A 24,880-nucleotide genomic window follows, 5' to 3' on the forward strand; every position below is an offset into this window, starting at 1 on the left:
GTCCATTACTCGATCACCTCCACATCCAGGCCTTCGCCGGTCAATATTTCAATTGTACGGCGGATCAGCGCCTCTTCCCCTTCAAAACGAACAATAAGCTGTCCGTAAGGGACATTTTTCAGTGTGGAGATGGTACCCTGGATAATGGCAAAATCCACACCTGTCTGACGCACGGTCTGCGACAGAATGGACTGATACGTCTTGTCACCCAGGAACGAAATCTTCACGGCCAGTGAGGAAGACGCATGCGGTGCATCCAGCGCGATATCAAGCAGTTCGGCATGGGTATACTCCCGGTTGATAAAGTCGCGGGTCACAGCATGCTGCGGCTTCAGGAACACTTCGGCCACAGGGCCTTTCTCCACGATCCCTCCCTGATGAATAACGGCTACACGGTCACAAATGCTCTGAATAACATGCATTTCGTGTGTAATCAGTACAATCGTCAGGTTGAAGCGGCGGTTAATATCCAGCAGCAGCTTCAGAATGGAGTCGGTTGTCTGCGGATCAAGCGCCGAAGTCGCTTCATCGCAGAGCAGCACATCCGGATCACTTGCCAGCGCACGAGCGATACCGACACGCTGCTTCTGTCCACCGGACAGCTGAGCCGGATATTTACGTGCATGAGCTTCCAGACCGACCAGAGCCAGCAGTTCTTCCACTTTGGCACGAACATTCTTTTCCGGTGTCTTGACGAGACGCAGCGGGAAAGCGATGTTGTCATAGACCGTAGCGGAGGACAGCAAGTTAAAGTGCTGAAAAATCATACCGATCTTGCGGCGGCGGGATTGCAGTGCGGATTTGCTGAGACGGGTCAGGTCCACTCCATCAATCCATACCCGTCCGGAAGTCGGGCGTTCCAATAAATTAATACATCGTATAAGCGTACTCTTACCAGCACCTGAATGGCCGATAACGCCAAAAATCTCGCCGCGTTCGATCGAGAGATTCAGCTCGGACAAGGCAGGGGTTACATTTTTGCCTTTGCCATAGGTTTTGGTCAAATTTTCCAGTTGAATCAAGCTTCAGATCCTCCTCCTTGTAGCTTGCTCGGTTACGAGCCTTTATGCTGTCATTCAGTAATTTTTCTTCAAGCGACCGCTTTATACACAAAAAGAGCCCTTTGCAGAAAAGGGCTCTCTATCATCTAGATATTGCCTTCTCATCTGCCAAAATCGCAGGATGCTGTAAAATATGCATCTGCCATTCTGAAGGATTTAGCACCATGTCATTTGGAAAATAAGACCTTAACGGTCATTTCCAAATCGGCTGCCGGGTTTCATCGGGCCAGTCCCTCCACCACTCTCGATAAGAAAATATGAAAACGTCGAATGAAAATCTTTACTCAGTATATTGAAGATCACATCGTTTGTAAAGCAAAAATATATGGAATTTCGATGAATTCAGCAAAATTTCATTAAATATCACATAAAGTTAATCAGAATACTTGGGATTCGTCAAAAGTTACATATTCAGGTACTGAAATAGAGGGCTGGTCGCCGGTAAACAGGCTTGGTAGAGATTAGGAGGAAGCTTTCCTTTTCAAAAGGTGGAAGTGGCCTCTTACTCTTTTTCGTCTGGAAAGGGGGATTATGTTAGATCTTTTTCTTGGGCTGGCAGAGTCGGTGAATCGTTATGCAAAGAAAATTCATTTTCATTGGTGGGTATTTGTAAGAGCGTCTCTTATTGTGACGAGCGGTGTATAGTTCGATGTATAGTTCATCCGCTTCGAGAAGAGATTCTACCATTTCCTCCGGTTAAGAATGGAGATCTTGAATAACCGCTTGCAGCGGTCGATCTCCATTCTTAAATGTCGGTCATTGGTAGAATTCTCTTCTCTCCGCTTAGTGCAAGGTGAAATTGCTGCGTGGTCCAGGAAGGAAAAGTGCTCTTACTGCTCTTACTGCTCTTACTGCTCTTACTGCTCTATTGTGATGTACTCTGTTCAATGCAAATAAAAAAGCCGTCCGGTGATGAAGGACGGCTTTGGTGCGGAAATCTACAATCTGCAGTTGGGCTGCGCTGCTAATAATACATTTGAGACAGTGCAGCTTGTCTATTGTTCATGCATCTGAATAGAAATTGACAGATCAATAACGTAATTACGAATCAATTTATGAATCAGTTAGTGTAAAGTACCGGTCTTCTGGTCAGCGGTACTTGTACCTTCTCCCCAGGCATTCGGGGCCAGGCGGCCGTAGGAGCCGCGGCTGAGCTGCCATACGCGCAGGCTCATGTAGCAGAGGATACCGAACAGGAACTGGATGATCAGCGTATGCGACATGGTGGCGAAGAAGTAGACTTCCGGTGTATCCATTGTAAAGATGTTGATTGCTCCGCTGACAAATTGCAGCAGGATGAACAGTACGGCCAGAATGCCCATTTTGCGGATACCCGGGTTGCGCGGATGGCGACGATAAGCATAATGACCGAGAATGGCAATTACGATGACGAGTGCCACAGCCGCGACGCGGTGCAGGAAAGCTACCGCTACGCCGCCGGACAGTTCAGGAACAAGGGCTCCGTTACAGAGCGGGAAGCCCGAACAGCCGCCGCGTGAATCCGTATGCGTCACAAAAGCACCTGTATACACAACGATATAGGTAAAGATCGTAGCGAACCAGGTCAGATTGCGGAACCCTTTACTAACCGGAGGCTCGTCGGCAATATCGTGAATGATCTGCCGCAGATGCAGCCGGCGGGTGCTGAACGCGAGCAGCGACGAGCTGGCAAACGCGATCATCGAGAAACCGAAGTGCAGTGCCATAACGGCAGACGATTGGGAAAATACGACTGCAAATGCGCCCATGATTGCCTGCAGAATGACAAAGAACAGAGTAAATGAAGCGTACACGCGCAGCTCTTTGTTTCTATTGAAAAACATGAATCCAATAAAGGAAAACAGTGCCGTAAGTCCGGCAAATCCGCTGACTGCACGGTGTGAATATTCAATCAATGAAGCGATCGTGTACGCCGGGATGAATTTGCCGTGACACAGCGGCCACTGTGCTCCACAGCCCATACCGGAACCCGTTTTGGTCACGACCAGGCCGCCCATCGTCGCCAGGAACATGGCGAGACATGTGATATAGCTCAGCCATTTCAGTTGCTTAATCGTTATTAGTGGCTTTTTTGCCATGATGAGAATCACCCGCTATTTATATGATAGTGACGTTCATTTGAAGTCAATCTTATTATATCAATTCTGATCGAATCCTAGCGGCCGGTTTGTGACAAAAAATGATCAATCTCTGTAGTATGACAGAACAGGAAGACGGTAGATATGATGTTTGATACGGGAATACCGGATTCATTTGAAATCGGTTATACAATGTCCCCCTGATCTATCGGCAACCGTAAAAAAGCAGCCTTTTCCATATCCATAGGCTGTAAGCATCAGGGTAAATGCATATCACCCCATGCCCGACAAGTCTCAGGATTGGAAAAGGCTGCTTTTATTCAAATTATTATTCTCACGTGCAAGCTTATCTGCGCTGCCAATGATACATGCGTTTTAGTTTTGCTGTCTTGCTGCTGTACCGCCTTGCTATATTACTCGGCTGCCTGAGTATTAAGCGTCTCATACACAGCCACCGCGCGGTCCAGGAACTGTTCGATTTCCTGGCGGGATTTGCGGGCTTTGTTGACGAAGCGAACCAGTTCTTTACCACTCGCATAAGCGACAAAGCTCGGAATACCCAGGATATTCTGCTCCTGGCTTACATCGCCTACGCTTTCTACATCCACTTCCACCAATTGAAGACGATCTGCATAATTGGCTTCGACTTCAGGCATGAATGGATCGATAAATTTGCAGTCTACACACCAGTCGGCCTTGTAGACGGCAACCGTCAGCTTGGGAGAGTTAATTGCTGTATAAAAGCTTTCGCTTGTTGTAATCATTTGCATAGAGATAAATCCTCCTTTATTTATAATGAATGATCAGCCTTTGCGGGATTGCAGACGCATCAGCGGTGACAGCAGCTTGCGCAGCGGTCCCGGATACGAGGACAATTCTTCTGCACGCACCACGCGCAGGATCACCAACATCACCGGATACAATACCAGTGTCGCTATTCCTACCATACAACAACCAAGGAAAAATGCAACCCTGTCGTTCATCCAGGCCGTCAATCCGATCCCTGCCTGATTCAGCCCGAGACCGACCAGACCGAGCAGCACGACGGTGATCAGGAAGCCCGGCCAGCGGCTGCCAAGTACGGAGAAGTTGACCACCTGATGCAGCGAACGCAGATTCAATATCGTAATCAGCACAAAGCATAATCCGGTTGCCGAAATAATGCCGTAAATGCCGAAAAATTGCGACAGCACCAGACTCAGTACCAGCTTAAGAGCAATCCCGGCCAGTACGTGAACCATCGACAGATTGACTTTGTTAATCCCGATCAGCATCGAGTTGCTCGTCATCATCGTAATCTGGAAAATTGTACAAATCGTCAGCAGCGCAATAATGCTCGGTGCATCTGCCCCGCCGCTGTCATGCGCACTGAACAGCAGTCCATTAATGCAGTAGGCTGCCGTCGCCAGCATCAGCACGATCGGCACCCCGGTCAATACCGAGATCCGCAGCGCCAGAGTCATCTGCTTTTGCAGATTCTCTTGTTCTTTGCGGGCATAGGCTGCCGAGATAATCGGGATCAGTGAGGTACTGAGCGCGATAGCCAGAATCGGCGGAATCCCTGCAATACTCTGTGCACGCTGTCCCAGAATACCAAGAGAAGCGGTCGCTGCCAGATTGCCGACCTGGTCGATCAGCAGCGGTTTGATAATCGAACTGTCTATAATATTGACTGCCGGAATCGTCAGCGAGGCAATAACAATCGGTATGGATAATTTGAATATATCCTTGTAAATCTGACCCAGAGGGATGACCGATTCTTCGCCGATCTTTTTCATTTCCATGCGGCTGGCTGCATCCTGTTTGCGCAGCTTGAGGGTAAAGTAGATCATGACCGCAAAAGCACCGATACTGCCGAGCACACTGCCGAATGAAGCGGCAGCAGCTACTTCCACATCACCATAACCGATACGTACGAGCAGATACGCCAGCAAAATAGCCGTGAATACACGGGCAAACTGCTCCACAATCTGTGATATACCGCCCGCTATCATCATATTGCGCCCCTGGAAATAACCGCGCATCATGGCGATTGCCGGGAACAGCAGTAGGGATGGAGCAATGGCCTGCAGGGACAGAGCCGCCGCCGGCTCCTTGGACATTGCCGCATAATACGGCGCTCCAAAATACAGCAGCAGCGTTATCACCACACCCGCCGCTCCGGCAAACAGCAGCGCCGCATAATAAATGCGCTGCGCTTCATGCGGGCGTCCCAGCGCATAACGCTCGGACACCATTTTACTGAGTGTGCTCGGAATGCCTGCGGTAGCAACCGCCAGCAGCATCAGGTACACATTGTTGGCAATCGAAAATGCCGCATCCCCGGTAAAACCGAGTAAATGCTCCAGCGGTACGCGCTGTGCCAGTCCCAGTACACGGGCGACCAGTGCCGCCACGGCCAGGATGATCGTTCCTTTGATAAATGATTCTGCCTTAGCCAAAATAGTTCCCCTTCTCTCATGTCACATCATGGATGCACAGTATTCGGATCATCTCATTATATTCATTGCTCTGCCGCCTGCTGCCTATTGGCTGGTACGGTAGGATTCATCTGCATCATCCAGAGACCTGCGGACTGTCTATGTAACCAAATCGGCACAAAAAACCGGAAGGCTGATTCGCCTTCCGGTCGTCGTCTTACGTCAGCATTACTATTATAGACAAGCTTCTGCGTAATTCGCAATGTACATCCGCTTAATGCTGGACAATCCAGATAATCCAGATGATAATCATGCCCAGCTGGAGAATGATCTTCACGACCGCGCTGGACAGCAGTCCAAGCATCGTTCCCCAGGCGACTTTGAGTGCCGTCTGGAAGTTCTTGCCGCTGATCAGCTCACCGGCGAGTGCCCCGATCAATGGACCCAGAATCAGACCAAAAGCCGGAATCACAAACGGTCCGATAATCAGACCAATCGTGGACAAGATGACCGATAGCCTCGTGCCTCCGAACTTTTTGGTCCCATAGGCGCTGACCAGATAATCTGCCACAAACAGGGCAATAACAATAACCGTCTGGATAATCCAGAACCACGGTCCAAATTCAGCGAACGAGAAAAACCATCCGTATACAAAAAATGCAAAATATATTGCCAATGCTCCCGGTAATACGGGATAGATCGTTCCGAGCATCCCGATTACAAACAGGGCAATGACCAGTATCCAACCTATAACTTCCATCTGTCATCTCTCTCCTTTGTCCGATCCGGACTATCCGGATTGGCACATGATCATCCATGTTCATTCAAGAAGTATCTTCACAGCGCAAGGTATACTCTAACTTTAGCTGCGCTTCCGCAGAAACAGACCTGTTCGCCTGCTTCTGCAGATATACTCTACTATTTGTATACCTGTATACTGTCCAAATGACACATTGGTTTCAAATTGTGCGGAGAATGTGGAGACTTATGCAGGTTAGACCAGGATATGATCGCGAATCACTTCGACGATCCCATCATCATTGTTGCTGGCGACGACCAGATCGGCTTCGGATTTGACGGTCTCCTGGGCATTGCCCATCGCTACGCCAAGTCCCGCAGCCTGGATCACTGCGAGATCGTTGAGACTGTCACCGACAGCGACCACTTCGGACATATCGATATTCAGCAGCTGGCACACTTCGGCGATTCCTGCCGCTTTGTTAATGCCGAGCGGGTTGATTTCCAGATTGTAAGGAGAGGAGTTGGAGATTTCCAGTCCGCCCATATCCTGCAGCGCCATCAGAATCTCGTGACGAAGCTGGTCATTTTCGGTATTATAGCCAAATTTGAGCCATTCCACCTGTTCCAGCGGTGTATTTTCCAGCCAGCGGTCACGGTTATACAGACGCTCGACCGAATAGGCCCAGAACCATACTTCCTTTTCCATCGCCAGGTCGTGCATCTGGCGTACCAGCGCCGGGTCCAACAGGGTGCGGCGGTAAAGCTCACGCGGTGATTTCCATACTTCACTGCCATTCACGGTCACCATCGGCGTCTCCAGTCCCAGTTCCTGTCCATACGGCAGTGCACTGCTGGCTGCACGACCGGTCGAGAGACAGACATGAATGCCTTCGTCCATCGCTTTATTGATCCATTTGCTCGTTTCCAGGGTGATCTCATGATTGTCGTTGAGCAGTGTTCCATCCATATCAAGTGCGAGCAATTTGTATTTGCGTGTTGTCATTGCGGGGTGTTCCTCCATCCATTTTCTTTATTTAAAAGGTACTACAATAATAGTATTATTAATACTGAGTAATATTTTTACTGCAACTATCTGCTTAACAAAATCAACCTCTTTTTCATTAAGTAGTCTATAGATGATCTTACCAAACGTCAACGATATGCTGTTTTCTTAGACATATGTTGAAAATAAACAATAGGAGTACAATTAATCATGACTAATACAATCAATCACCTTCAATATAGTGAAAAGTATGGATGCTGGGAAGGAGAACTTCATGTTCAGCTCCCACCGTCCCTATCCTCTACAGCCCCTTATCCTGTCGCTATACTGATTGATACCTCCAATCCGCTGACTGATCGAGATACGAATACTATTCATTATATTAGAGATCACTTTTCCAATATTTATTATTCTTTTTTAGAAGCATTACTTTCTTGGCAATCGGAAGGACATGTTTTTGAAAGTTATGAAGAACAGACTGGCTCTTTTGTACCTCTTCATTTTGTCAATCCACAGGATATTCATATTTATCTGGGAACTCCAGTTTTACAAATCTTACCTGGCTATTTTCAAGGTGAATTCTCTTACTATTCGCTTGAATTTTTTAAAAATTGCCGACTTTCCATAGAGCATGGTCTTACTGGTATTTTCCATAATAATATACTAATTGATCTGGCTCCTTCTGATACAGAGGCAATGTTAAGTTTGCTCAGTTATATAGAGCCTGATTATGAAAGGTGGAAAAAAGACTTTTGGAAAGTTACCTTTACTTTAAAGGACAAAATTTTTGAAGACCCTGCTGTTTCAAAGCAAATGTGGTTGGGCAGATCTTAAAGTCAATTTATTGACTTCCTACAAAAAAAACGAAGACAACCGGAATCCATACAGGAACCAATCGCCTTCGTTTTTTCACTTTATTCTCGGTCTATATTTATTTACTACTCATAAAATCCAAGGCATTTGCTTTATTTCATATCATGATCCAAACTCGTTTTATTTAGCTTCAAATGCTGCAGTTTGCGGAACAGAATGCCATGACGTGGAGATAACAGGAACGTAATGATGAACAGGATACCCGCCACGGTTACGATGCTGCCGCCGATGGAGGCGTTAAGCACATAGGCGGTGTAATAGCCGACAATCGAGCTAACGATACCGACAATGACGCTGTAGATCAGCATTCTGCCGAGGCGGTCTGTGAGCAGGTAGGCGGTAGCGGCCGGTATGACCAGCATGCCTACGACCAGAATGGCGCCAACACTTTCAAAGGAAGCAACTGACGTCATCGAGACCATGCCCATGAGCAGATAATGGAACACCATCACCGGGATACCGCAGGCTGCCGCCATTGCCGGATCAAAGGCAGTGATTTTGAACTGCTTGTAAAACAGACCGAGCAGCGTTAGAATGACCAGCAGCGCAAATCCCAGCATCCACACCGAACGCGGACCCATATCCATGCCGCTCATCATCCAGGTATCCCACTGTACATAGGCAATTTCCCCGAACAATACACAGTCCAGATCCAGATCGATATTACGCGCATTCAGACTGACCAGAATGACACCAATCGCGAACAATGCGGTGAAAATAATACCGATCGAGGCATCCGATTGAATGCCTGAACTCTGCAGCCATTGGATCAGAAATACAGCGATCAGCCCCAGTGCAGTTGCCCCGATCATCATGGCCATCGAATCACGTCCACCGCTCAGCAGGAAAGCAATAGCAATCCCCGGCAGTACCGCATGGCTGATCGCATCCCCGATCAATGCCATTTTACGCAGAATCAGAAAGCATCCCAGCAGCCCGCAGCACGCTGACATCAGTGCTGCCGTCAGCATAATCCAGAAGTCACTGCTCATGAGATACCCCTCCCTGCTTTTGCCATTCCAGCCGGTTCTGCCGCTGCTGCCAGAGACGAGCGACCCATCCGCGGCGTGGTGCGAATAAAGCGGACACTGCAAATATGAGCGTCGCTGCCAGCACCGTGACCGGTCCCGTCGGCAGCTGGGATACCATACTGCTCCATACCGTGCCTGCCGCTCCGCTGACCGCGCCAAAGATACCAGCCAGGATAACCATAATATGCAGCCGGTCTGTCCAGTAGCGTGCAGCTACAGCGGGTGTAATCAACAACGCAGACATCAGCACTACCCCGACGGCCTGAATGCCTGCCACGACGACAAGCACTGTTAGCAGCAGAATGATCTGCTCCAGCCAGACGACCGGCCAGCCAAGTCCGCGTGCAAAGCCGCGGTCAAAGCTCACCAGCTTGAACTGCTTGAACAGCAGGGTACAGACAGCAATCAGTAAGATGCTTATGCCGGTTAGCAGATACAGATCTTCCCGCATCATTGAGGCGGCCTGACCGAACAGGAACTTGTCCAGTCCACTCTGTCCACCGTTGCCGCTATGCTGAATACGGGTAAGCAGCAGCACCCCAATCCCAAAGAAAAACGATAAAATGATGCCCATTGCCGCATCCTGCTTGATCCGGGAATGTTCGGTAATCCAGCGAATACCTACCGTCGCCAGCATGCCGGCGATTAATGCTCCAATCAGGAAGCCTGCGGTCGATTTGACTCCGAGCAGCATAAAAGCGATACAGATTCCCGGCAGTGCCGCATGAGCCAGCGCATCGCCGATCAGGCTCTTCTTTTGCAGCACCATAAAGGAACCGATCACACCGCTGCTGAGACCAAGCAGCATGCAGCCGAGGATAATCCAGCGTACATTGGGATCGTTCATAATATAGACAAGCATATCCAGCAATGTAATCCCTCCTTATTTCCCCGCCATAATCATGCTGCCGCTATCCTGCAAAAAGGTCAGTCGACCGCCATAGGTACGCTGCAGCATCTCGGTGTTAAATACGTTCTCCACCGGCCCGGCAGCGATCAGCTCCCGGTTCAGCAGCAGTACATCGTCAAAATAGGATTCAACCGTCGACAGATCATGATGCACGACCAGCACAGTCTTGCCCTGCTGCTTGAGCTGCTCCAGCAGCGTAATAATCGCTTTCTCTGTTGCGGCATCCACACCGGCAAACGGTTCATCCATCAGATACAGATCGGCCTGCTGGGCCAGTGCCCGGGCCAGAAATACACGCTGCTGCTGTCCCCCGGACAGCTGGCTGATCTGGCGGTCCGCATAATCGGCCATGCCTACTTTGGACAGCGATTCCAGCGCAATCTCGTGCTCCTGCCGCCCCGGACGACGGAACCAGCCGAGACGTCCATAGGTGCCCATGAGTACCACATCGAGCGCATTGGTTGGGAAATCCCAGTCGACCGACTCGCGCTGGGGCACATAACCAATCCGTTTGCGCTGGCTGGCATATGGCTTGCCGTAGATGCTCACTTCTCCGCTGATCGCAGGCACCAGTCCAAGCATTGCTTTGAGCAGTGTCGATTTGCCGGCTCCATTCGGTCCGATCAAGGCGACCAATCGACCTTCATCAAGGGTAAAAGATACATTTTGTACAACGGGCTTTTTGTGGTAGGCCACAGTGATGCTCTGGGCATTCAGCGGACTGACTGCTGTGTGAATCGGTAGATTAACAGGCTTTGTATTCATTTTGATTCCTCCCTTTATCGTTAGTGTGAAGATGATTTATATCCATACATTCTATTAATCCGGGCTGTATTTGACCTGGTTTCGAAGAAAGAATATCCGTTTCATCCAATCAGCAGCGAGTTTTCTGTCATCGGCAATCTGTTATGACAAGCGGCTGTAAAAAAGACAGTTTGTGCTTCCCATTACTCTGCTTTGTCCTGTCCTTTACCGGAGTGCCTTGACGATGGTATCCGTGTTATGGCGAACCATACCGATGTAGTCTCCGGCATCGCTGCCCTGTTCACCGAGTGCATCGGAGTACAATTCACCGCCAATATTTACCATATGCCCCTGCTGTGCTGCTCCGGCGATAATGGCTTCCATGGAGCGTGCGGGCACACTACTTTCAACGAAGACGGCTTTGATACTACGCTCCACCAGCATATCGCGCAGTTCGCTGACATCCCGGGAACCGTATTCCGAAGCGGTACTGATTCCCTGCAATCCGCGCACTTCAATGTTATACGCATCTCCATAATAGCCAAAAGCATCATGAGCGGTCACCAGCACTCTGCTCTGCTGTGGAATAGAGGCTATCTGCTCCCGTACATCCTCATCCAGCTGCTTCAGTTCAGCCAGATAGGCTGCAGCGTTGGCTTGATAATCCTGTGCATGATCAGGATCAGCGGCGATGAGTGAATCGCGAATCTGCTCGACACACTGCATCCACAGGCGCACATCAAACCAGATATGCGGATCATGCTCGCTTGCATTCTCTTCGCTCTGCCGCAGCTCACTGGCAGGGATGGAGGCAGTAACAGCGGCTACATTGCGGGTTCGGCTCATCTTTTCCATAATATTCGTCATGCTTCCTTCCAGATGCAGTCCGTTGTACAGCACGAGGTCGGCTTCATCCAGCTTGCGGATATCTCCCTGGGAAGCTTTGTACATATGCGGATCGACGCCGGGCCCCATCAGGCCGGTGACGTATACATGCTCTCCGCCCACCTGACGAGCTGCATCCGCAATCATACCGGTTGTGGCGGTAATCCGGAATTTACCTGCTCCCTGATCGGCTGCAGCATTTTCCGAAGCAAATGGATTATTGTTGCAGCCTGTCAGTATCACGATGAGCAGGAGCAGCAGAGCTGCAGATCCAACTGTAGACAGCCTGTTTTTACGCTGCCGAATTTTGTGTTTGGATAGCCTATGAATCAGGCTTTTATTTTGAACCTGTACATCCCACTTCATAATCTCTCTCCTTTTACTGTAGAAATTTGCTGTGAAAGTGAATCATACTTTTGCTGTAAAAATGAATCGCATGCATGGATTTGACGCTATGAAGTATATCTTGTCTTTTTTGACTATTGCTTAGCAACAAAAGTATTTCCTATATGACTTTATTTTTATATATGGAAATAATGTTTCCCTGATGCAAATTTTAAGGGGTAAAATGTCAAATTGCAAGTGCCAAAATAAAGCCGGAATATATCAAAAAAAGACTCTCTCCCGATAAAGGGGAGAGAGTCTGACGATACAGCGTGAATAGCTTCAGTCGTTTAAAAGTTGCGCTGAGGTAATGATCATCCCGTACATTACGGGCTGCTTACTGCACGGGCTCTTCAACAGCCGCCTCGTCTGTAGTGGCCGTCTTTTTCTTTGGAATGCCATCCAGGCCGTATTCCTGATCATAGGCATCGAAGATTTTGATCGCTACCGGTGCTGCACTTCGGGAACCGAAGCCGCCTTCCGGAATGACTACTGCCACGGCCAGCTTTGGATTATCACGCGGAGCAAAAGCGATAAATACACCGTTATCGACAATTTTGCCGTATACGGACTGCTGGGATGTACCGGTCTTACGGGCTACATCATAGCGGTAGCCATTCAGCGCTTCCACTTTACTGCGCATTCCGTTAATGACTGTGTTCCAGTACTCTGGCGGGAAATCGACGGTATTCAGCACTTCCGGCTTGGTTACTTTTACGACATTGCCTTTGGCATCCGTAATCTTGCTCACGAACTGCGGTTTCAGGCGCTTGCCTTTGTTGGCAATGGTGGTGACATACTGGGCAAGCTGGAGCGTCGTATAACGTCCCTGTTGACCAAAGGAAGCATATGCCATCGCTGCCTGTACACTACCTGCTGCCTTAAGGTTGGTATACTCGCCACGGCCTTCACTCTCATAAGGCAGACCGCTCTGAGTTGTTACGCCAAGACCAAATTCTTTCATGTATTTATCCCATACATCAATGGCCTTGCTGCCATGTTTAACCACCAGCTGCTTACCAACCATATCAACCATAAAGGCATTGGAAGACTTTTCAATAGCTCTTGTTGGATTTAATGAATTCAGCACTTCTCCCAGGGCATTTCGTACTCTGGTTTCATGACCTGCTTTACCAAATTCGGCATAACCGCGATCATAGTACCATGTATCTGCAGTAAATAATCCTTCTTTCAGACCGATCATGACGCTGAGCGGCTTGATAACGGAACCCAGCAATACCATGGAAGATGCACGACGTCCATTATAAATCTCCCGGATCGTTCCGTTCGGGTAAATGGGTTCCAGATCGGCAATTTGCTGCTGTGACGGCGACTGCGACCATATATTGGAATCATAATCCGGCATACTAGCCATCGCGATTACGTTGCCGGTCTGTACTTCCATCGCTACCGCATATCCGGTCAGCGCATTACCGGCACCTTTTTGGTAACGCAGCTGGGCAACCTGATTTGTGATTGCCTGCTGAGTCGCGAGCTGCACATTTTTATCGATAGTCATCCACAGATTGTGGCCTTTCTGAGGAGGTAACAATGTATCACGTCCATCAGCACGGTTCATTGCATTAACAGGTGTGCTGCGTACGCCATTTTTCCCTCTCAGTTCATCCTGGTACATATACTCCAGACCATCTGTACCTACAAACTCCGTATCCATATACATTTCCTTGGCACCTGTAAGCTGAGCTCTGTTTCTATATTTGACCAAACCACCCTGATAATTTTTGTCCCCTTTAACTCCTGAGAACCCTTTAAGATAACCAACTGTCTGAACAGCTACACGATCCGGGCTGTATTGACGAATGCTTTCTTCGCGAACTTCGATTCCTTTGTAGTCACTCTTGTGCTCCAGGAAATAAGCAATCTCCTTATTGCTGAGATCCTTTTTAATCCGGCGCGGTGTGTAGCCAAAATTTTTGCGATACGTAATATCCATTGCATCAATAATCTCGTCAGCTGACATTTTCTTATCTGGATCACCATACGTGTTAAATACACGTTTCAGATCTCCGACAATTTTGTAAAACTCTGGTTTGTTCTTTTCCAGCTGGTAATCTTTATTTAGCGTGAAATACAGCGATTGTGTCGGAATCGAATAAGCGATCTTGGAACCGGAAGCATCATAGATAATTCCACGGCTCGGCAGAATTGGTGTCTCGTTATTAGTAATACTCGATTCTTCTTCGGTCAGTGTCGGACCTTCCACAAATTGCAAAATAGCCAGACGTACCACCAACACAGTGAATATAAGAAAAGTAGCAAAAAAGAAAATATTCAGCCGGATTGAAAATTGGCGCCGATGACTCTCTTCAAATTCCTCCGATTCGGATGAACCTATCTTTTTCATTGACCAGAAAACCCTCCTGTAAATAATAATTAAATATATCGAAAATCTTAGCAAACACTGAACGGTACTATTATATGTAACTATCTCTTCATTTTAGCATAAACAAGCTTAGGAACAAATCTCACTTAAAAATATATTCATCTTCTTATATTTTTCTAAAAACTTTCTTGATCTGTAAAAAATATTTATGATTAGTTCTGTATATCTATCTATATTTTCCAATTTATGGATATAAAGAACTGATCATAAAAATATTTCTAAGATTAAAGGTAGCAATTTTGATTTTATATAAAAAGACCTTTAAAATGTAGAATTTAATTCTGCATTTTAAAGGTCTTAATGTAATATTTTTCCGATTAAAATACTACATTATATTTTCCATGTCCACCATTAATATCACGAACTTCAAATCTCACATAACCTGGTACGTTAAATTTATATACTTTTGAAACATTCCCTACCCCACCATCAAATCTTGTAAGTCCTGCAGAAGCTTCGCTTCCATCAGAGTTCACTTTATAAACATAAACATAAATATCTCCGGGCGTCTCAGGAACTATCTGAATACCTATTGTACCTGGTGAATAAATGCTTGGGGACTTTCCAGGATAGGAATATGTACGAAATTCTTGAGTAGTAGATTCACCTTTAGACGCTACGTTCCCAAAACCTATAGGAGATTCAGGAGAATTACTTGTATTCGTCAAACTCGATGAAGCTGTAGCTGTGCTTGATACCATAATTAAACCGCTAATTAATGCTAAACTAAAAATTCTTTTTCCAATCATAGTACCAATCTCCTTTTTAAATAAATTATGTAATATATTTCATTTTAATTGTAACATACAAACTAATATAACATCAAATTTTTTAATACCATTTGAATGCCATATATTTTCAACATATATTTTTTCAACATATATTACATTTAAAATATACTTTATTTTAATTAATTACATAAATATCTCACTTAAATCAAAAAATTGAGTTCAAAAGATTTAAAATAATAATCACACAAGATATAATTTCAGCAAATTTGAAAGCTTGATATTATAGCATAAAGCTTAATTCTTGATTTTATCATTTTATATCGTTATATTTAAAAAGAACCATTAAATTACATAAACAGGAGGACAAAATGAAATCTAATTTATTTAAACTACTAGCTACATCTGCACTTACTGCTACTTTGTTACTTCAAGGAGCAAACATTACTTTAGCAGCCTCTACAGAACTGGATAGTTCAAACTATATCCAGAATGGATTAATCTCATCTGCATCTTTTATTCCAAATGTAGAGGGAACAAGCACCTTAGCTTCTGGTAACAGAGTTATAGTTGATGGTAAATTGAATGTTTCCAACAATTATAATTTTGGGAATTTTACTCTTAGCAATAGTACTGTACGCATCAATTGGATACCATCTTCTTCTAGTAACTTTACTATTTATGTGGCTAGTGTTGGTTCTAATGGTACATACCAATCTTACGGTTCTACTAGCTTTTCTAGCGCTGGATCCAAGTATATTAAAGGTCTACCTACAGGCATACCTTTATTTTTTATAGTTGATGGAAGAGCTGTAGGTAGCATTGGTGCCTATGACTGGGCAGGAAATTAAAATTTAGTCCTAGGTCTGTTATGATAATGCAACAGTAAAGAAGCCTCTTTATTTAAATTAAGGAGGCTTCTTTACTGTTATTCCAATATTTACTTTTATAATCATAAATCGACTACCAGTTATCAACCTTTTCACTTTACTTTATTGATTTCCAACTATTATTTTATACAGCAACAACTTGAACACGTATTTTAGTAGTCAACTTGATCTAGCAATTATTTAAGAGGAGCTTCCTAATAAATATAGGAAGCTCCTCTTGAATAATTATTGTTTTATATACAATCACCACATAATGTCAAATTTACCTACTTGGTAATGACTATTTAAAGACACACTAGTATATCCTGTAACTTGCACTTTGATCGTTTGAGGTTGCCCTGCCGTAACGTTTACATACCTATTGAAAGGTGTTGCTACATGCATCCCATCAACATTTCTATACACTATTAGTCTTATTTCCTCAGTTTTTTCTGGGTATAAGGTTATAGTAATTACACCAGGAGCATAGAACTCTTGTGAGAATGTATTTTCACTGAATTTATAAGTTCTATAATCTTGAGTTGTAACTCCGCCTTCATTAATTGGAGAAGGAACAATAATAGGTGAATGACTGTTTTGTAAATCACTTGGATTCAATTCTATATAGTTATTTGGCGAGCTATTATCTGCCGCATAGATGGGTGTGGCAGTAAGTAAAAGAGCACTCGAAATTGAAACACTAAGCATACATTTTTTTATATTCATTATAATTTCTCCTTTAAACATTGAATTTACCAAATAACATTAAATTTACCTGTAACATTTCCATCATATGATGATGCACCAAAATAGACATATCCATAATTTGAAGCATTAAAGTATACATCAGAACTTTTACCATTTTTCGCATTTACGAGCTGAGATGTAATTTCAATTAATTGATTATTCTCTTTTTTGAACATTCGTACTTGTACTAAACCGTCACCTTTTGGAAATATTTGAACTCTTACAGATCCTTGGTGATATATAGGGGCTGTAATGTCTCCAAGATCATGTGTTCTATATTCTTGCGTATTAATTTGCTGCTCTTTTACATTTGGGCTGCTAATAAGAACTGGAGGGACTCCGTTAGTATCTGGTGTATAACTATCCTCTACGACGGTTAAACTATCCGCATGCATGATACTAATTGGAAATAAACTAGAAACAAATACAGCTGATATGACTACTTTCTTTAAATTACTTTGCATTTAAAAAATTCCTTTCTATGTAAGTTTTTTTACTGCATTTCGATTATACCATAAAGAAATAAAAATGTAAAAAAAAGCAAAACATTGTATTGTTTTGCTTTTTTTACATTTTTTTTATTTTTCGTCTGTTTTATGAGGAGTTCCATCCAAACCGTATTCTTGATCATAGGCTTCAAATATTTTGCGTGCTACAGGCGCTGCACTTTGCGCTCCGAATCCACCTTCCGGAATAACCACGGCTACTGCCAGCTTTGGGTTCTCCCGCGGGGCAAAGGCAATAAATACACCGTTATCCACGGTATGTCCATAAATGGATTGCTCGGATGTACCTGTTTTACGGGCTACATCATACTGATAATCCTTAAATACAGCGACATCACTGCGCATGCCGTTGATGGCTGTGTTCCAATATTCATCCGGCAGATTGATCGTATTGACAACTTCCGGTTTGAATTCTTTTACTGTATTGCCTTCGGCATCGGTAATTTTGCTGACAAATTGCGGCTTCAGACGTTTGCCTTTGTTGGCGAGCGTCGTAACATATTGTGCCAGCTGCAGTGTCGTGTATTTACCCTGCTGGCCAAAGGAAGCAAAGGCCATCGCTGCCTGCGCACTACCTGCCGCTTCCAGGTTCATATACTCGCCTGAACCGGCGCTTTCACCTGGCAGTCCGCTATTAGTAGATACGCCCAGTCCAAATTCCTTCATGTATTTATCCCATACATTAATAGAGTCAGCTTGATATTTTCGATATAATGGCAGTCCAATTTTATCAATCATAAATGCATTGGAAGAATGTTTAATAGCTGTGGATGGATTCAATGGCCCGTAGACATGACCGCTAGCATTACGAATCCTTGCCTCATGGCCTTCTTTACCAAATTCAGCATATCCTCTATCCTGATACTGACTGTAAGGCGTAATCACACCTTCTTTTAAACCAATCAATACAGTAAGAGGCTTAATAACAGACCCCATCAATACCATCGAAGAAGCATGCCCTTCACGATAAACTTCTTTAATTGTACCATTTGCAAGACGAGGTAGTATTTCCTTGTACTTATCATTTGTCATATTTTCCCAGATGTTAGGGTCGTAGTCCGGCATACTTGCCATTGCTACCACTTTGCCTGTATTCACTTCCATCGCCACCGCATAGCCTGTCTGAGCATTACGCGCCTGTGCGCTTCCGCTACGATACGATTGAAGATAAGCGAGCTGATCTGTAATCGCTTTTTGAGTAGCCATCTGTACGTTTTTATCAATTGTCAGCCAGACATTGTTCCCTTTTTGGGGAGCTGTTAATTCCGATCTGCCAATAGGCCGATTTAATGCGTTAACAGGTGTTGTTTTTAGACCATTTTTACCACGTAGATCATCTTGATACGCGTATTCAATGCCATCTACACCGACATATTCTGTAGAGAGATATTTCTCATCCGGCTCTGTTATATCAGATTTAAGGTCATAATAATCTATCTTAGAACTAACGCTACTGAACTGACGCAAATAACCCACGGTCTGCGTCGCCACCTGATCGGTATCATAATGACGTACACTTTCTTCAACAATCTCGATTCCTTTAAACTCATCCTTATGTTCCAAGAAATGGGCAATTTCTTCATTTGTCAGGTTCTTTTTAATTCTTCGTGGCGTGTATCCATATTGTACTTTAGAATTAATATCCATTGCTTTGATGATCTGTTCGGCAGTCATTTTTTCATTTGGATCACCATATTTGTTGAAGACTTTTTTAAGTTTGCCAACAATATCATACAGTTCCGTTTTGTTTTGCTCTAATGCATAGTTCTTGGTCATTGTAAAGTAGAGCGACTGTGACGATGTCGAATAGGCAATCCGTGCTTTACCCGAGGCATCCATAATATTTCCGCGAATCGGCGGGATCGGCGTGCTTTTGGTTGAGATACTTGCTTCCTTTTCCCGCAGTGTCGGTCCTTCAACAAATTGCAGTATCGCAAGCCGGACAATCAGCACCGTAAATACAATAAATGTCGCAAAAAAGAAAACGTTCAGACGGATAGAGAACTGACGTTGATTTCGGAGTTCGCGCTTGGACGACTCATCAATACCCGATTTTTTCATTTCTTGATCTTTCTCCTTCTTCTTAACGGCATCATAAGGCAGCGCCTTCTTTGGGGAAAGGCACTGCTTTATGATGCCTAATCGTTCGTATTTACCGGAGTAAACCTGTATATGCGCCGCTATTCACAGACCAACCTTTATAAAAGGCTCTGTATTGTACGGTTTTGGGCTCTACGACTCAACATGTATTATATTAGCATAGCCAGCAGGCTAATGAGAAATTTCGCGTTTGCAAATCCATCAGCTGCAGGCTCGCTTAAGACCTGCAGCTTAAAGCTTATAACACGCTTTGTTCGATATGTGTCTCTGCGAATTTGGGCGGGTTGAACCAGTTGCCTGCGGATGCCCATGTCGGATCAAGCGGAATCCACTGCTGCTGATCCGGCAGATAGACTTCATTCCAGGCATGCGGTCCATAACCACCCTTGCCGTTATATCCCAGCCCCGTAACGACACGCACGTCAATTCCCTGTGAACGGGCCATTACGGCATAGAGACGGGCATAGTCGATACATACACCCATGCGGGTAGCAAATGTATCTTCCGGTGTCTGTTCATGCCATACGCCTCGCTGCTCGTAATCCGCTACTTTGCCATAGTCATAACTCACCCGCGAGCCGACCCAGTCATACAGACGCCGGGCCTTGTCTTCCGTTCCACTGGCATCCGAGACGATCGATGCCGCCGCTTCCTCGATATCCGCCGGAATGCTGCGGTCCACTACATCGTATTTGCGCTGGAAAATACCTGTCAGTTCCTGCTCCACTGCACTGGTGAATACCGGCAGCGTATCCTTGATAAAGGAACCGGTCAACGGCTGCACAACAGCTGTCACCGTATGATTATAGAGCGAGGAAGCTTCCACATAAGAGGACATTCTTGTGTTTGGATACAGGCTGATCGCGATAAATAACACCAGAATCACGATCCCGCAGCGCAGCAGTCCGTTTACCAAACCGATTCCGCCGCCCAGCACACGGCTAAACCACGAAGAACGCCGCTCTTCCGCAGGCAGTCCTCCCTGCCGCCATCTCTCCGGCAGCAGCAGTACAGCCAGCAGGGAAAAGCAAATGCTGGCTACGACATAGCTCAGCATAAACAGCACGACAAAGCGCAGCAGCGAGAACTCCGAGATCAGGTAGACCGCCGAGTAATACATTTCCCACCACCACTTCAGTTCGCCCTGCGGGACAGATGACGATACCTGCTCTGCCCAGGTCTGCACATGCGGCGATGACCATAATGCAAAAGGAGCAGCCAGAATGATCGCCAGAATAGTCAGCAGTGTCCGCCCAGCCCAGGAGAACAACCGGCCAGCCGAGCGGATAACGCCATGGCGTATCCCCTGCAGCACGGACAGCAGCACAATGGCATACAACAGACAGGAGACCAGACTGCTATCAAATAATGCCTGAATACTGCTCAGTTCCATACGTCACTTCCTCCTCTGGTTATGTCCATGCTGCTCATCAGAAAGAAGCTCCTGCAGCTGTATTTTGCTTGGCCTGGTCGATCAGCGAACGGATCGTACTATTGATCTCCCATTCTCCCAGCGGCACTCCGCGGAAGGTCACACCAACTTTGCCTGCTCCCGGTGTTCCTTTCAGTTCAACCGTCTCGGTCTTGATCGTATACGTTCCATCCCCATTTTGAATAAAGCGGGCACTCTTTGCTTCATCTTTCATCACATCCATGGCCTGCTCCTGCAGAGCCGCCACCGTCTGCCCGGTTACTCCGGAGACCGTATCACGAATCTGATCCATGGAAATACCGCTATATATGAACACGGCAACAACGATAATAATGACGATCAGCCATTTGATCACCGTTTTGACCAGATTGATGACCATAAACAATATAATCAGGGCAACCAGAATGATCAGCCAGTTCTGCCTGAAAAATTCACTCCATACCTGCCAATCCATCTTGTTTCCCCTCCATTCTTTTGCATTTGCTGAGTCAAATTCAGCACAATTGGTGTATTCATTACAATTCAGTAATTTATCATTTGCTTCCGGTTTTGCAGGCAAGCTAGAATCATTATAACCGAAGTATATACAGGGTGTCAGCAGTTTCGCGTACTCGTGTTTTTGCATAGGAAGAGGCGCATCCTATACAATTATTGATAGAGGTGATGACCTTGATTCATATTATCGTCGAAGGCAAAAATGACCGCAGCAAACTGCGCAGGCTGCTGCAGCCGGAAGTGGAGATCTTGTGTACCTTTGGTACACTAAACTCGCAAAAGCTGGAAAAGCTGCGCAAGCAGGTCGGTCAGGACGAAGTGTATCTGTTTATGGATAATGACCCGTCAGGACGCAAGATCCGTGCCGTACTGAGCGACGCTTTTCCGGATGCCACCCATATGTATACACGGCGCGGTTACGCGGGCGTGGAAGGTACACCGGATGAATACGTAGTGGCCCAGCTGGAAAAAGCCGGACTGGACGAATATATTATCGATCCCGATCTTCCGTGGTCCTGAATGAATGGCTGCCTATTAAAAATGCCGCAGAGATAAAATGCACTCTGCGGCTACAATAATAGAGATTCGGTATTACCCGGGAAATGGAGAATACGCTTTTCCATTTTGGGAAGAACTAATGATTTTACTTATGAACCGTATCGATAATCATCAGGATAAAGCTTATTGTCAGGTAGTTGATCGAGAAAATAAAAGCGGTTTTTGCCCATTTATCCGTATCCGGCTTGCGGAAGCCCGATACGGCCATGAACAGCCATACGACCGACAGGGCCAGCGATACGATCATGTAGATGACGCCGGTGTAGTTGTACACATACATCAGAATCGGGATCGGAATCAGCAGCGCAATATACGGCAGCATCTGATACTTGGTGCGCTGGATTCCTTTGACAACGGGAAGCAGCGGGAAGCCTGCAGCGCGGTACTCTTCCACCCGGCGAATACCGAGTGCCCAGAAGTGCGGCGGCTGCCACAGGAACAGCATCGCAAACAGCAGCCAGGCAGCCAGATCAATATGATTAGTCACGGCTACATAGCCGATTACCGGCGGCATCGCACCAGAGATTCCACCAATGGAAGTACTCCATGTGGACGAACGCTTCAGCCACAGTGTATAGATCACCACATAGACGAACATACCGAGCACGCCCAGAGCAGCAGCGAGCAAGCCGGAGAATATGGCCAGTACACCAAGACCCAGCACACCGAGTCCAATCGCATACCAGAGCACCACATTAGGTGACAGGCGGCGTGTTGCCAGTACCCGATCCTGTGTCCGTGCCATCTTGGTATCCAGATCACGGTCAAAATAGTTGTTAAATACACACGAAGAAGCCATAACGAGCATCGTACCGAGCAATGTCCAGATCAGATGTATAAAATGAACATTCCAGCCGGAAGCAAGCCAAAAGCCGCCAAACGTAGCCACCAGATTCGATCTAAGAATCCCGGGCTTGGTTAAAGCGACAAAATCTCTCCAGGTCACGACCTGGTCTTGCGGAGACGGGCTTACGAACGTTGTGGAATCCGGGGGAGTCTGATAACCCAAATGTTTATCCACGTTTATAAGTTCCTCCTTAAAATTCAGCTGAAAACAGCCGATGAGTAAACAAGAAGTATAGTCATAAAAATATTCACTCTCTGTATATCATCTGAAAATGCAGTTCACATTTTTACAGATTTCCACAAAAAGTGAATAGAATAAATCAAACAAAATAATTGCTCTATAAACTTTATCATACCTGTATGCAAATGTCTTTGGAATTCAGAAGCATGATCGGTCATTATTATGACAATTTATTGACAAGGCACTCCAATTTATCGGAGTTTAATATTTTCATCTTCCGTTTATGGTAAACTACAGGCTAACCGAAACGGATATATATTTATGAAAGAAATCAACCAGGCAGCGACGACGCTGCTTCTGTTATGCCAGCCCTCCTATTCCTCATGAATAGAGACATCCTGAAAGTCATAAGGAGAGAATACCGAATGGATACTGCCACCCATTTTGCCATGGGTTTTGGACTTGCCGGACTTGCCTATGTGGACCCTGTTGTCGCTTCCGATCCACGGCTCGCTATTGCCGTTATGGTCGCGACCATTATCGGCTCCCAGGCGCCGGATTCCGACACCATTTTACGACTGAAAGATAACGCGACCTATGTGCGCAATCATAGAGGTATCACCCACTCACTGCCATTTATGGCACTATGGATTGCACTGATCAGCGGATTCACTTCGCTGCTGCTGCATCAGGAAGGCTTCTGGCATATTCTGCTGTGGACAGCCGTAGCGGTGGGATTGCATGTTTTTACGGACCTGTTTAATACGTACGGCACCCAGGCGGTGCGGCCATTCAGCGAGACCTGGATCTCCTGGAACATTATCAATATTTTTGATCCGTTTATTTTCGGGACCCATATCATAGCGCTGCTGCTGTGGCTCACCGGACTGGTAGCTCCGGCTCCGCTGTTCGTTACCCTGTATGCGGTCATTGCCGTCTATTATGTATGGCGCACACTGACCCACTGGTATCTGACACGCAAAGTCGAGCAAATGGATATTGAGGATGGCCGCTCTCCAGAGCCGGACGGTCACTATGTGCTTATCCCTACCATTTCCCTGCGCCGCTGGCATGTCGTGCATGCCAAAAAAGACGGCAGCTACCGGATCGGCTGGTACAGCCCGGACAAACTGATCTGGATTGATTCCATCCAGTCGATGAGCCATCCGGCAATCGAAGCTTCGCGCAATCATCGTGATATTCGTGCGCTGCTTTATTTCTCTTCCTATACCGTATCCGAGGTCGAGAAGACATCCAACGGTTATATTGTACGCTGGGCCGATGTACGCTATCGCCATCGTCGCCAGTATCCGTTCGTCGCTGTGGTCGTTATGGATGAGAATTTTAACGCCATCGATTCCTATGTGGGCTGGCTGAGTCCGGACAAGATGAACGACCGCATTAGTCTGCATATGAGCTGAGTAAGCGGCATATGCAGACCTGGAGTAAGATATGCTCAGTGAACAGTATATCTGTGATACACACAGTATAATTTGCCAAATGAACTGAATAAAGCCCCTGCTTTTCTCTATACGATCAGATGGAGTTCATCTGGATACAGTATAAGGCAAGCAGGGGCTTTTTGAGTTAGCTATTTTGAATGCGACGCATAATGGGGAGTGAATGCATAATTGGCTGCATTTGCTTCATTCACTCCAGAAAGGAATAAGGGACTGGACTCCGGTTAAGCCTGGAATTCCTGAACAGTTAGATCAAAAAGGGGAATCTCCAGGCTTAAAGGTCGTCCAGTTCCCTTATTTCCTTTCTTGCGTTCCGTACATATGGCATTATTTACCAACTCCATATAAAGTACATCTTTTTGCATTTTGAGCTATTTTAATGTTGTAAGGGTACTTCCAGTTTCTCTTGCTAACTGCCTAATCA

Annotated in this window: 22 protein-coding genes and 1 riboswitch; of the genes, 4 read left to right on the top strand and 18 right to left on the bottom strand. The window is 46.0% G+C overall.

Translation table 11 applies throughout. The features are described from left to right. Positions 1 to 5: 5 nt before the first annotated feature. From WH45_RS18130 to WH45_RS18155, 6 genes are all read right to left on the bottom strand, one after another. Positions 6 to 1,022, bottom strand: a complete 1,017-nt coding sequence (locus WH45_RS18130) for a methionine ABC transporter ATP-binding protein (RefSeq protein ID WP_046215836.1) — start codon at positions 1,020 to 1,022, stop codon at positions 6 to 8. Positions 1,023 to 1,159: 137 nt separating this feature from the next. Next, positions 1,160 to 1,315: riboswitch (SAM riboswitch) on the bottom strand. Between the two features lie 810 nt (positions 1,316 to 2,125). Further along, positions 2,126 to 3,139 (bottom strand): COX15/CtaA family protein, encoded by a 1,014-nt coding sequence (locus WH45_RS18135; RefSeq protein ID WP_046215837.1) that lies wholly within the window; start codon positions 3,137 to 3,139, stop codon positions 2,126 to 2,128. 413 nt (positions 3,140 to 3,552) lie between these two features. Beyond that, entirely contained in the window at positions 3,553 to 3,909 is a 357-nt protein-coding gene (locus tag WH45_RS18140; protein WP_046215838.1) for a thioredoxin family protein, read from the bottom strand. A gap of 33 nt (positions 3,910 to 3,942) precedes the next feature. Further along, the gene (locus WH45_RS18145; RefSeq protein WP_046215839.1) at positions 3,943 to 5,580 is read right to left on the bottom strand and encodes a putative polysaccharide biosynthesis protein; all 1,638 of its coding nucleotides are present in this window, start codon (positions 5,578 to 5,580) and stop codon (positions 3,943 to 3,945) included. Positions 5,581 to 5,833: 253 nt separating this feature from the next. Next, positions 5,834 to 6,319: a DUF456 domain-containing protein gene (locus WH45_RS18150; RefSeq protein ID WP_046215840.1), complete on the bottom strand. Its 486-nt coding sequence runs from the start codon at positions 6,317 to 6,319 to the stop codon at positions 5,834 to 5,836. 234 nt (positions 6,320 to 6,553) lie between these two features. Further along, positions 6,554 to 7,303, bottom strand: a complete 750-nt coding sequence (locus WH45_RS18155; RefSeq protein ID WP_046215841.1) for a Cof-type HAD-IIB family hydrolase — start codon at positions 7,301 to 7,303, stop codon at positions 6,554 to 6,556. Between the two features lie 210 nt (positions 7,304 to 7,513). Here WH45_RS18155 and WH45_RS18160 point away from each other — a divergent pair, with 210 nt between their 5' ends. Continuing rightward, the gene (locus WH45_RS18160; protein WP_046215842.1) at positions 7,514 to 8,137 is read left to right on the top strand and encodes a hypothetical protein; all 624 of its coding nucleotides are present in this window, start codon (positions 7,514 to 7,516) and stop codon (positions 8,135 to 8,137) included. A gap of 131 nt (positions 8,138 to 8,268) precedes the next feature. Here the strand turns inward: WH45_RS18160 and WH45_RS18165 are convergent, their stop codons facing one another. The 6 genes from WH45_RS18165 to WH45_RS18190 form a co-directional block, all read right to left on the bottom strand. Beyond that, a complete protein-coding gene (locus tag WH45_RS18165) occupies positions 8,269 to 9,168 on the bottom strand; it encodes a metal ABC transporter permease (RefSeq protein WP_046215843.1) in 900 nt (299 codons plus the stop codon). Next, on the bottom strand, positions 9,158 to 10,069 hold the full coding sequence (locus WH45_RS18170; RefSeq protein ID WP_235338415.1) for a metal ABC transporter permease: 912 nt from the start codon (positions 10,067 to 10,069) through the stop codon (positions 9,158 to 9,160). The genes WH45_RS18165 and WH45_RS18170 overlap by 11 nt, the downstream gene beginning before the upstream one ends. 21 nt (positions 10,070 to 10,090) lie before the next feature. After that, entirely contained in the window at positions 10,091 to 10,882 is a 792-nt protein-coding gene (locus tag WH45_RS18175) for a metal ABC transporter ATP-binding protein (RefSeq protein WP_046215845.1), read from the bottom strand. Positions 10,883 to 11,086: 204 nt separating this feature from the next. Beyond that, on the bottom strand, positions 11,087 to 12,112 hold the full coding sequence (locus tag WH45_RS18180; protein WP_082096935.1) for a metal ABC transporter solute-binding protein, Zn/Mn family: 1,026 nt from the start codon (positions 12,110 to 12,112) through the stop codon (positions 11,087 to 11,089). Between the two features lie 355 nt (positions 12,113 to 12,467). Then, positions 12,468 to 14,495: a peptidoglycan D,D-transpeptidase FtsI family protein gene (locus tag WH45_RS18185; protein ID WP_046215846.1), complete on the bottom strand. Its 2,028-nt coding sequence runs from the start codon at positions 14,493 to 14,495 to the stop codon at positions 12,468 to 12,470. 356 nt (positions 14,496 to 14,851) lie between these two features. Next, entirely contained in the window at positions 14,852 to 15,283 is a 432-nt protein-coding gene (locus WH45_RS18190) for a hypothetical protein (RefSeq protein ID WP_046215847.1), read from the bottom strand. 350 nt (positions 15,284 to 15,633) lie between these two features. Between WH45_RS18190 and WH45_RS18195 the strand changes: the two genes are divergently transcribed. Further along, positions 15,634 to 16,113 carry a hypothetical protein gene (locus WH45_RS18195; protein ID WP_046215848.1) on the top strand — a complete coding sequence of 160 codons (480 nt, stop codon included), beginning with the start codon at positions 15,634 to 15,636 and terminating at the stop codon, positions 16,111 to 16,113. A gap of 282 nt (positions 16,114 to 16,395) precedes the next feature. Here the strand turns inward: WH45_RS18195 and WH45_RS18200 are convergent, their stop codons facing one another. The 5 genes from WH45_RS18200 to WH45_RS18220 all read right to left on the bottom strand — a co-directional run bounded on the left by WH45_RS18200 (position 16,396) and on the right by WH45_RS18220 (position 21,370). After that, entirely contained in the window at positions 16,396 to 16,857 is a 462-nt protein-coding gene (locus WH45_RS18200) for a hypothetical protein (RefSeq protein ID WP_046215849.1), read from the bottom strand. Positions 16,858 to 16,883: 26 nt separating this feature from the next. After that, positions 16,884 to 17,342 (bottom strand): hypothetical protein, encoded by a 459-nt coding sequence (locus tag WH45_RS18205; protein WP_046215850.1) that lies wholly within the window; start codon positions 17,340 to 17,342, stop codon positions 16,884 to 16,886. A 114-nt stretch (positions 17,343 to 17,456) separates the two neighbouring features. After that, positions 17,457 to 19,445: a peptidoglycan D,D-transpeptidase FtsI family protein gene (locus tag WH45_RS18210; RefSeq protein WP_046215851.1), complete on the bottom strand. Its 1,989-nt coding sequence runs from the start codon at positions 19,443 to 19,445 to the stop codon at positions 17,457 to 17,459. A 277-nt stretch (positions 19,446 to 19,722) separates the two neighbouring features. Further along, positions 19,723 to 20,877 carry a transglutaminase domain-containing protein gene (locus tag WH45_RS18215; RefSeq protein WP_046215852.1) on the bottom strand — a complete coding sequence of 385 codons (1,155 nt, stop codon included), beginning with the start codon at positions 20,875 to 20,877 and terminating at the stop codon, positions 19,723 to 19,725. A 37-nt stretch (positions 20,878 to 20,914) separates the two neighbouring features. Further along, a complete protein-coding gene (locus WH45_RS18220) occupies positions 20,915 to 21,370 on the bottom strand; it encodes a hypothetical protein (protein ID WP_046215853.1) in 456 nt (151 codons plus the stop codon). Positions 21,371 to 21,579: 209 nt separating this feature from the next. Here WH45_RS18220 and WH45_RS18225 point away from each other — a divergent pair, with 209 nt between their 5' ends. Next, entirely contained in the window at positions 21,580 to 21,930 is a 351-nt protein-coding gene (locus WH45_RS18225; RefSeq protein ID WP_046215854.1) for a toprim domain-containing protein, read from the top strand. Positions 21,931 to 22,054: 124 nt separating this feature from the next. Here the strand turns inward: WH45_RS18225 and cyoE are convergent, their stop codons facing one another. After that, positions 22,055 to 22,990, bottom strand: coding sequence for a heme o synthase (gene cyoE, locus WH45_RS18230; protein WP_046215855.1), 936 nt, complete (start codon positions 22,988 to 22,990; stop codon positions 22,055 to 22,057). A gap of 431 nt (positions 22,991 to 23,421) precedes the next feature. On the opposite strand from cyoE, the gene WH45_RS18235 reads away from it, so the two are divergent. Beyond that, positions 23,422 to 24,417, top strand: a complete 996-nt coding sequence (locus tag WH45_RS18235) for a metal-dependent hydrolase (protein ID WP_046215856.1) — start codon at positions 23,422 to 23,424, stop codon at positions 24,415 to 24,417. The last annotated feature ends 463 nt before the right edge of the window (positions 24,418 to 24,880 follow it).

Origin of the sequence: Paenibacillus wulumuqiensis (genome assembly GCF_000971965.1) — a bacterium.
Classification (GTDB): Bacteria; Bacillota; Bacilli; order Paenibacillales; family Paenibacillaceae; genus Saccharibacillus; species Saccharibacillus wulumuqiensis.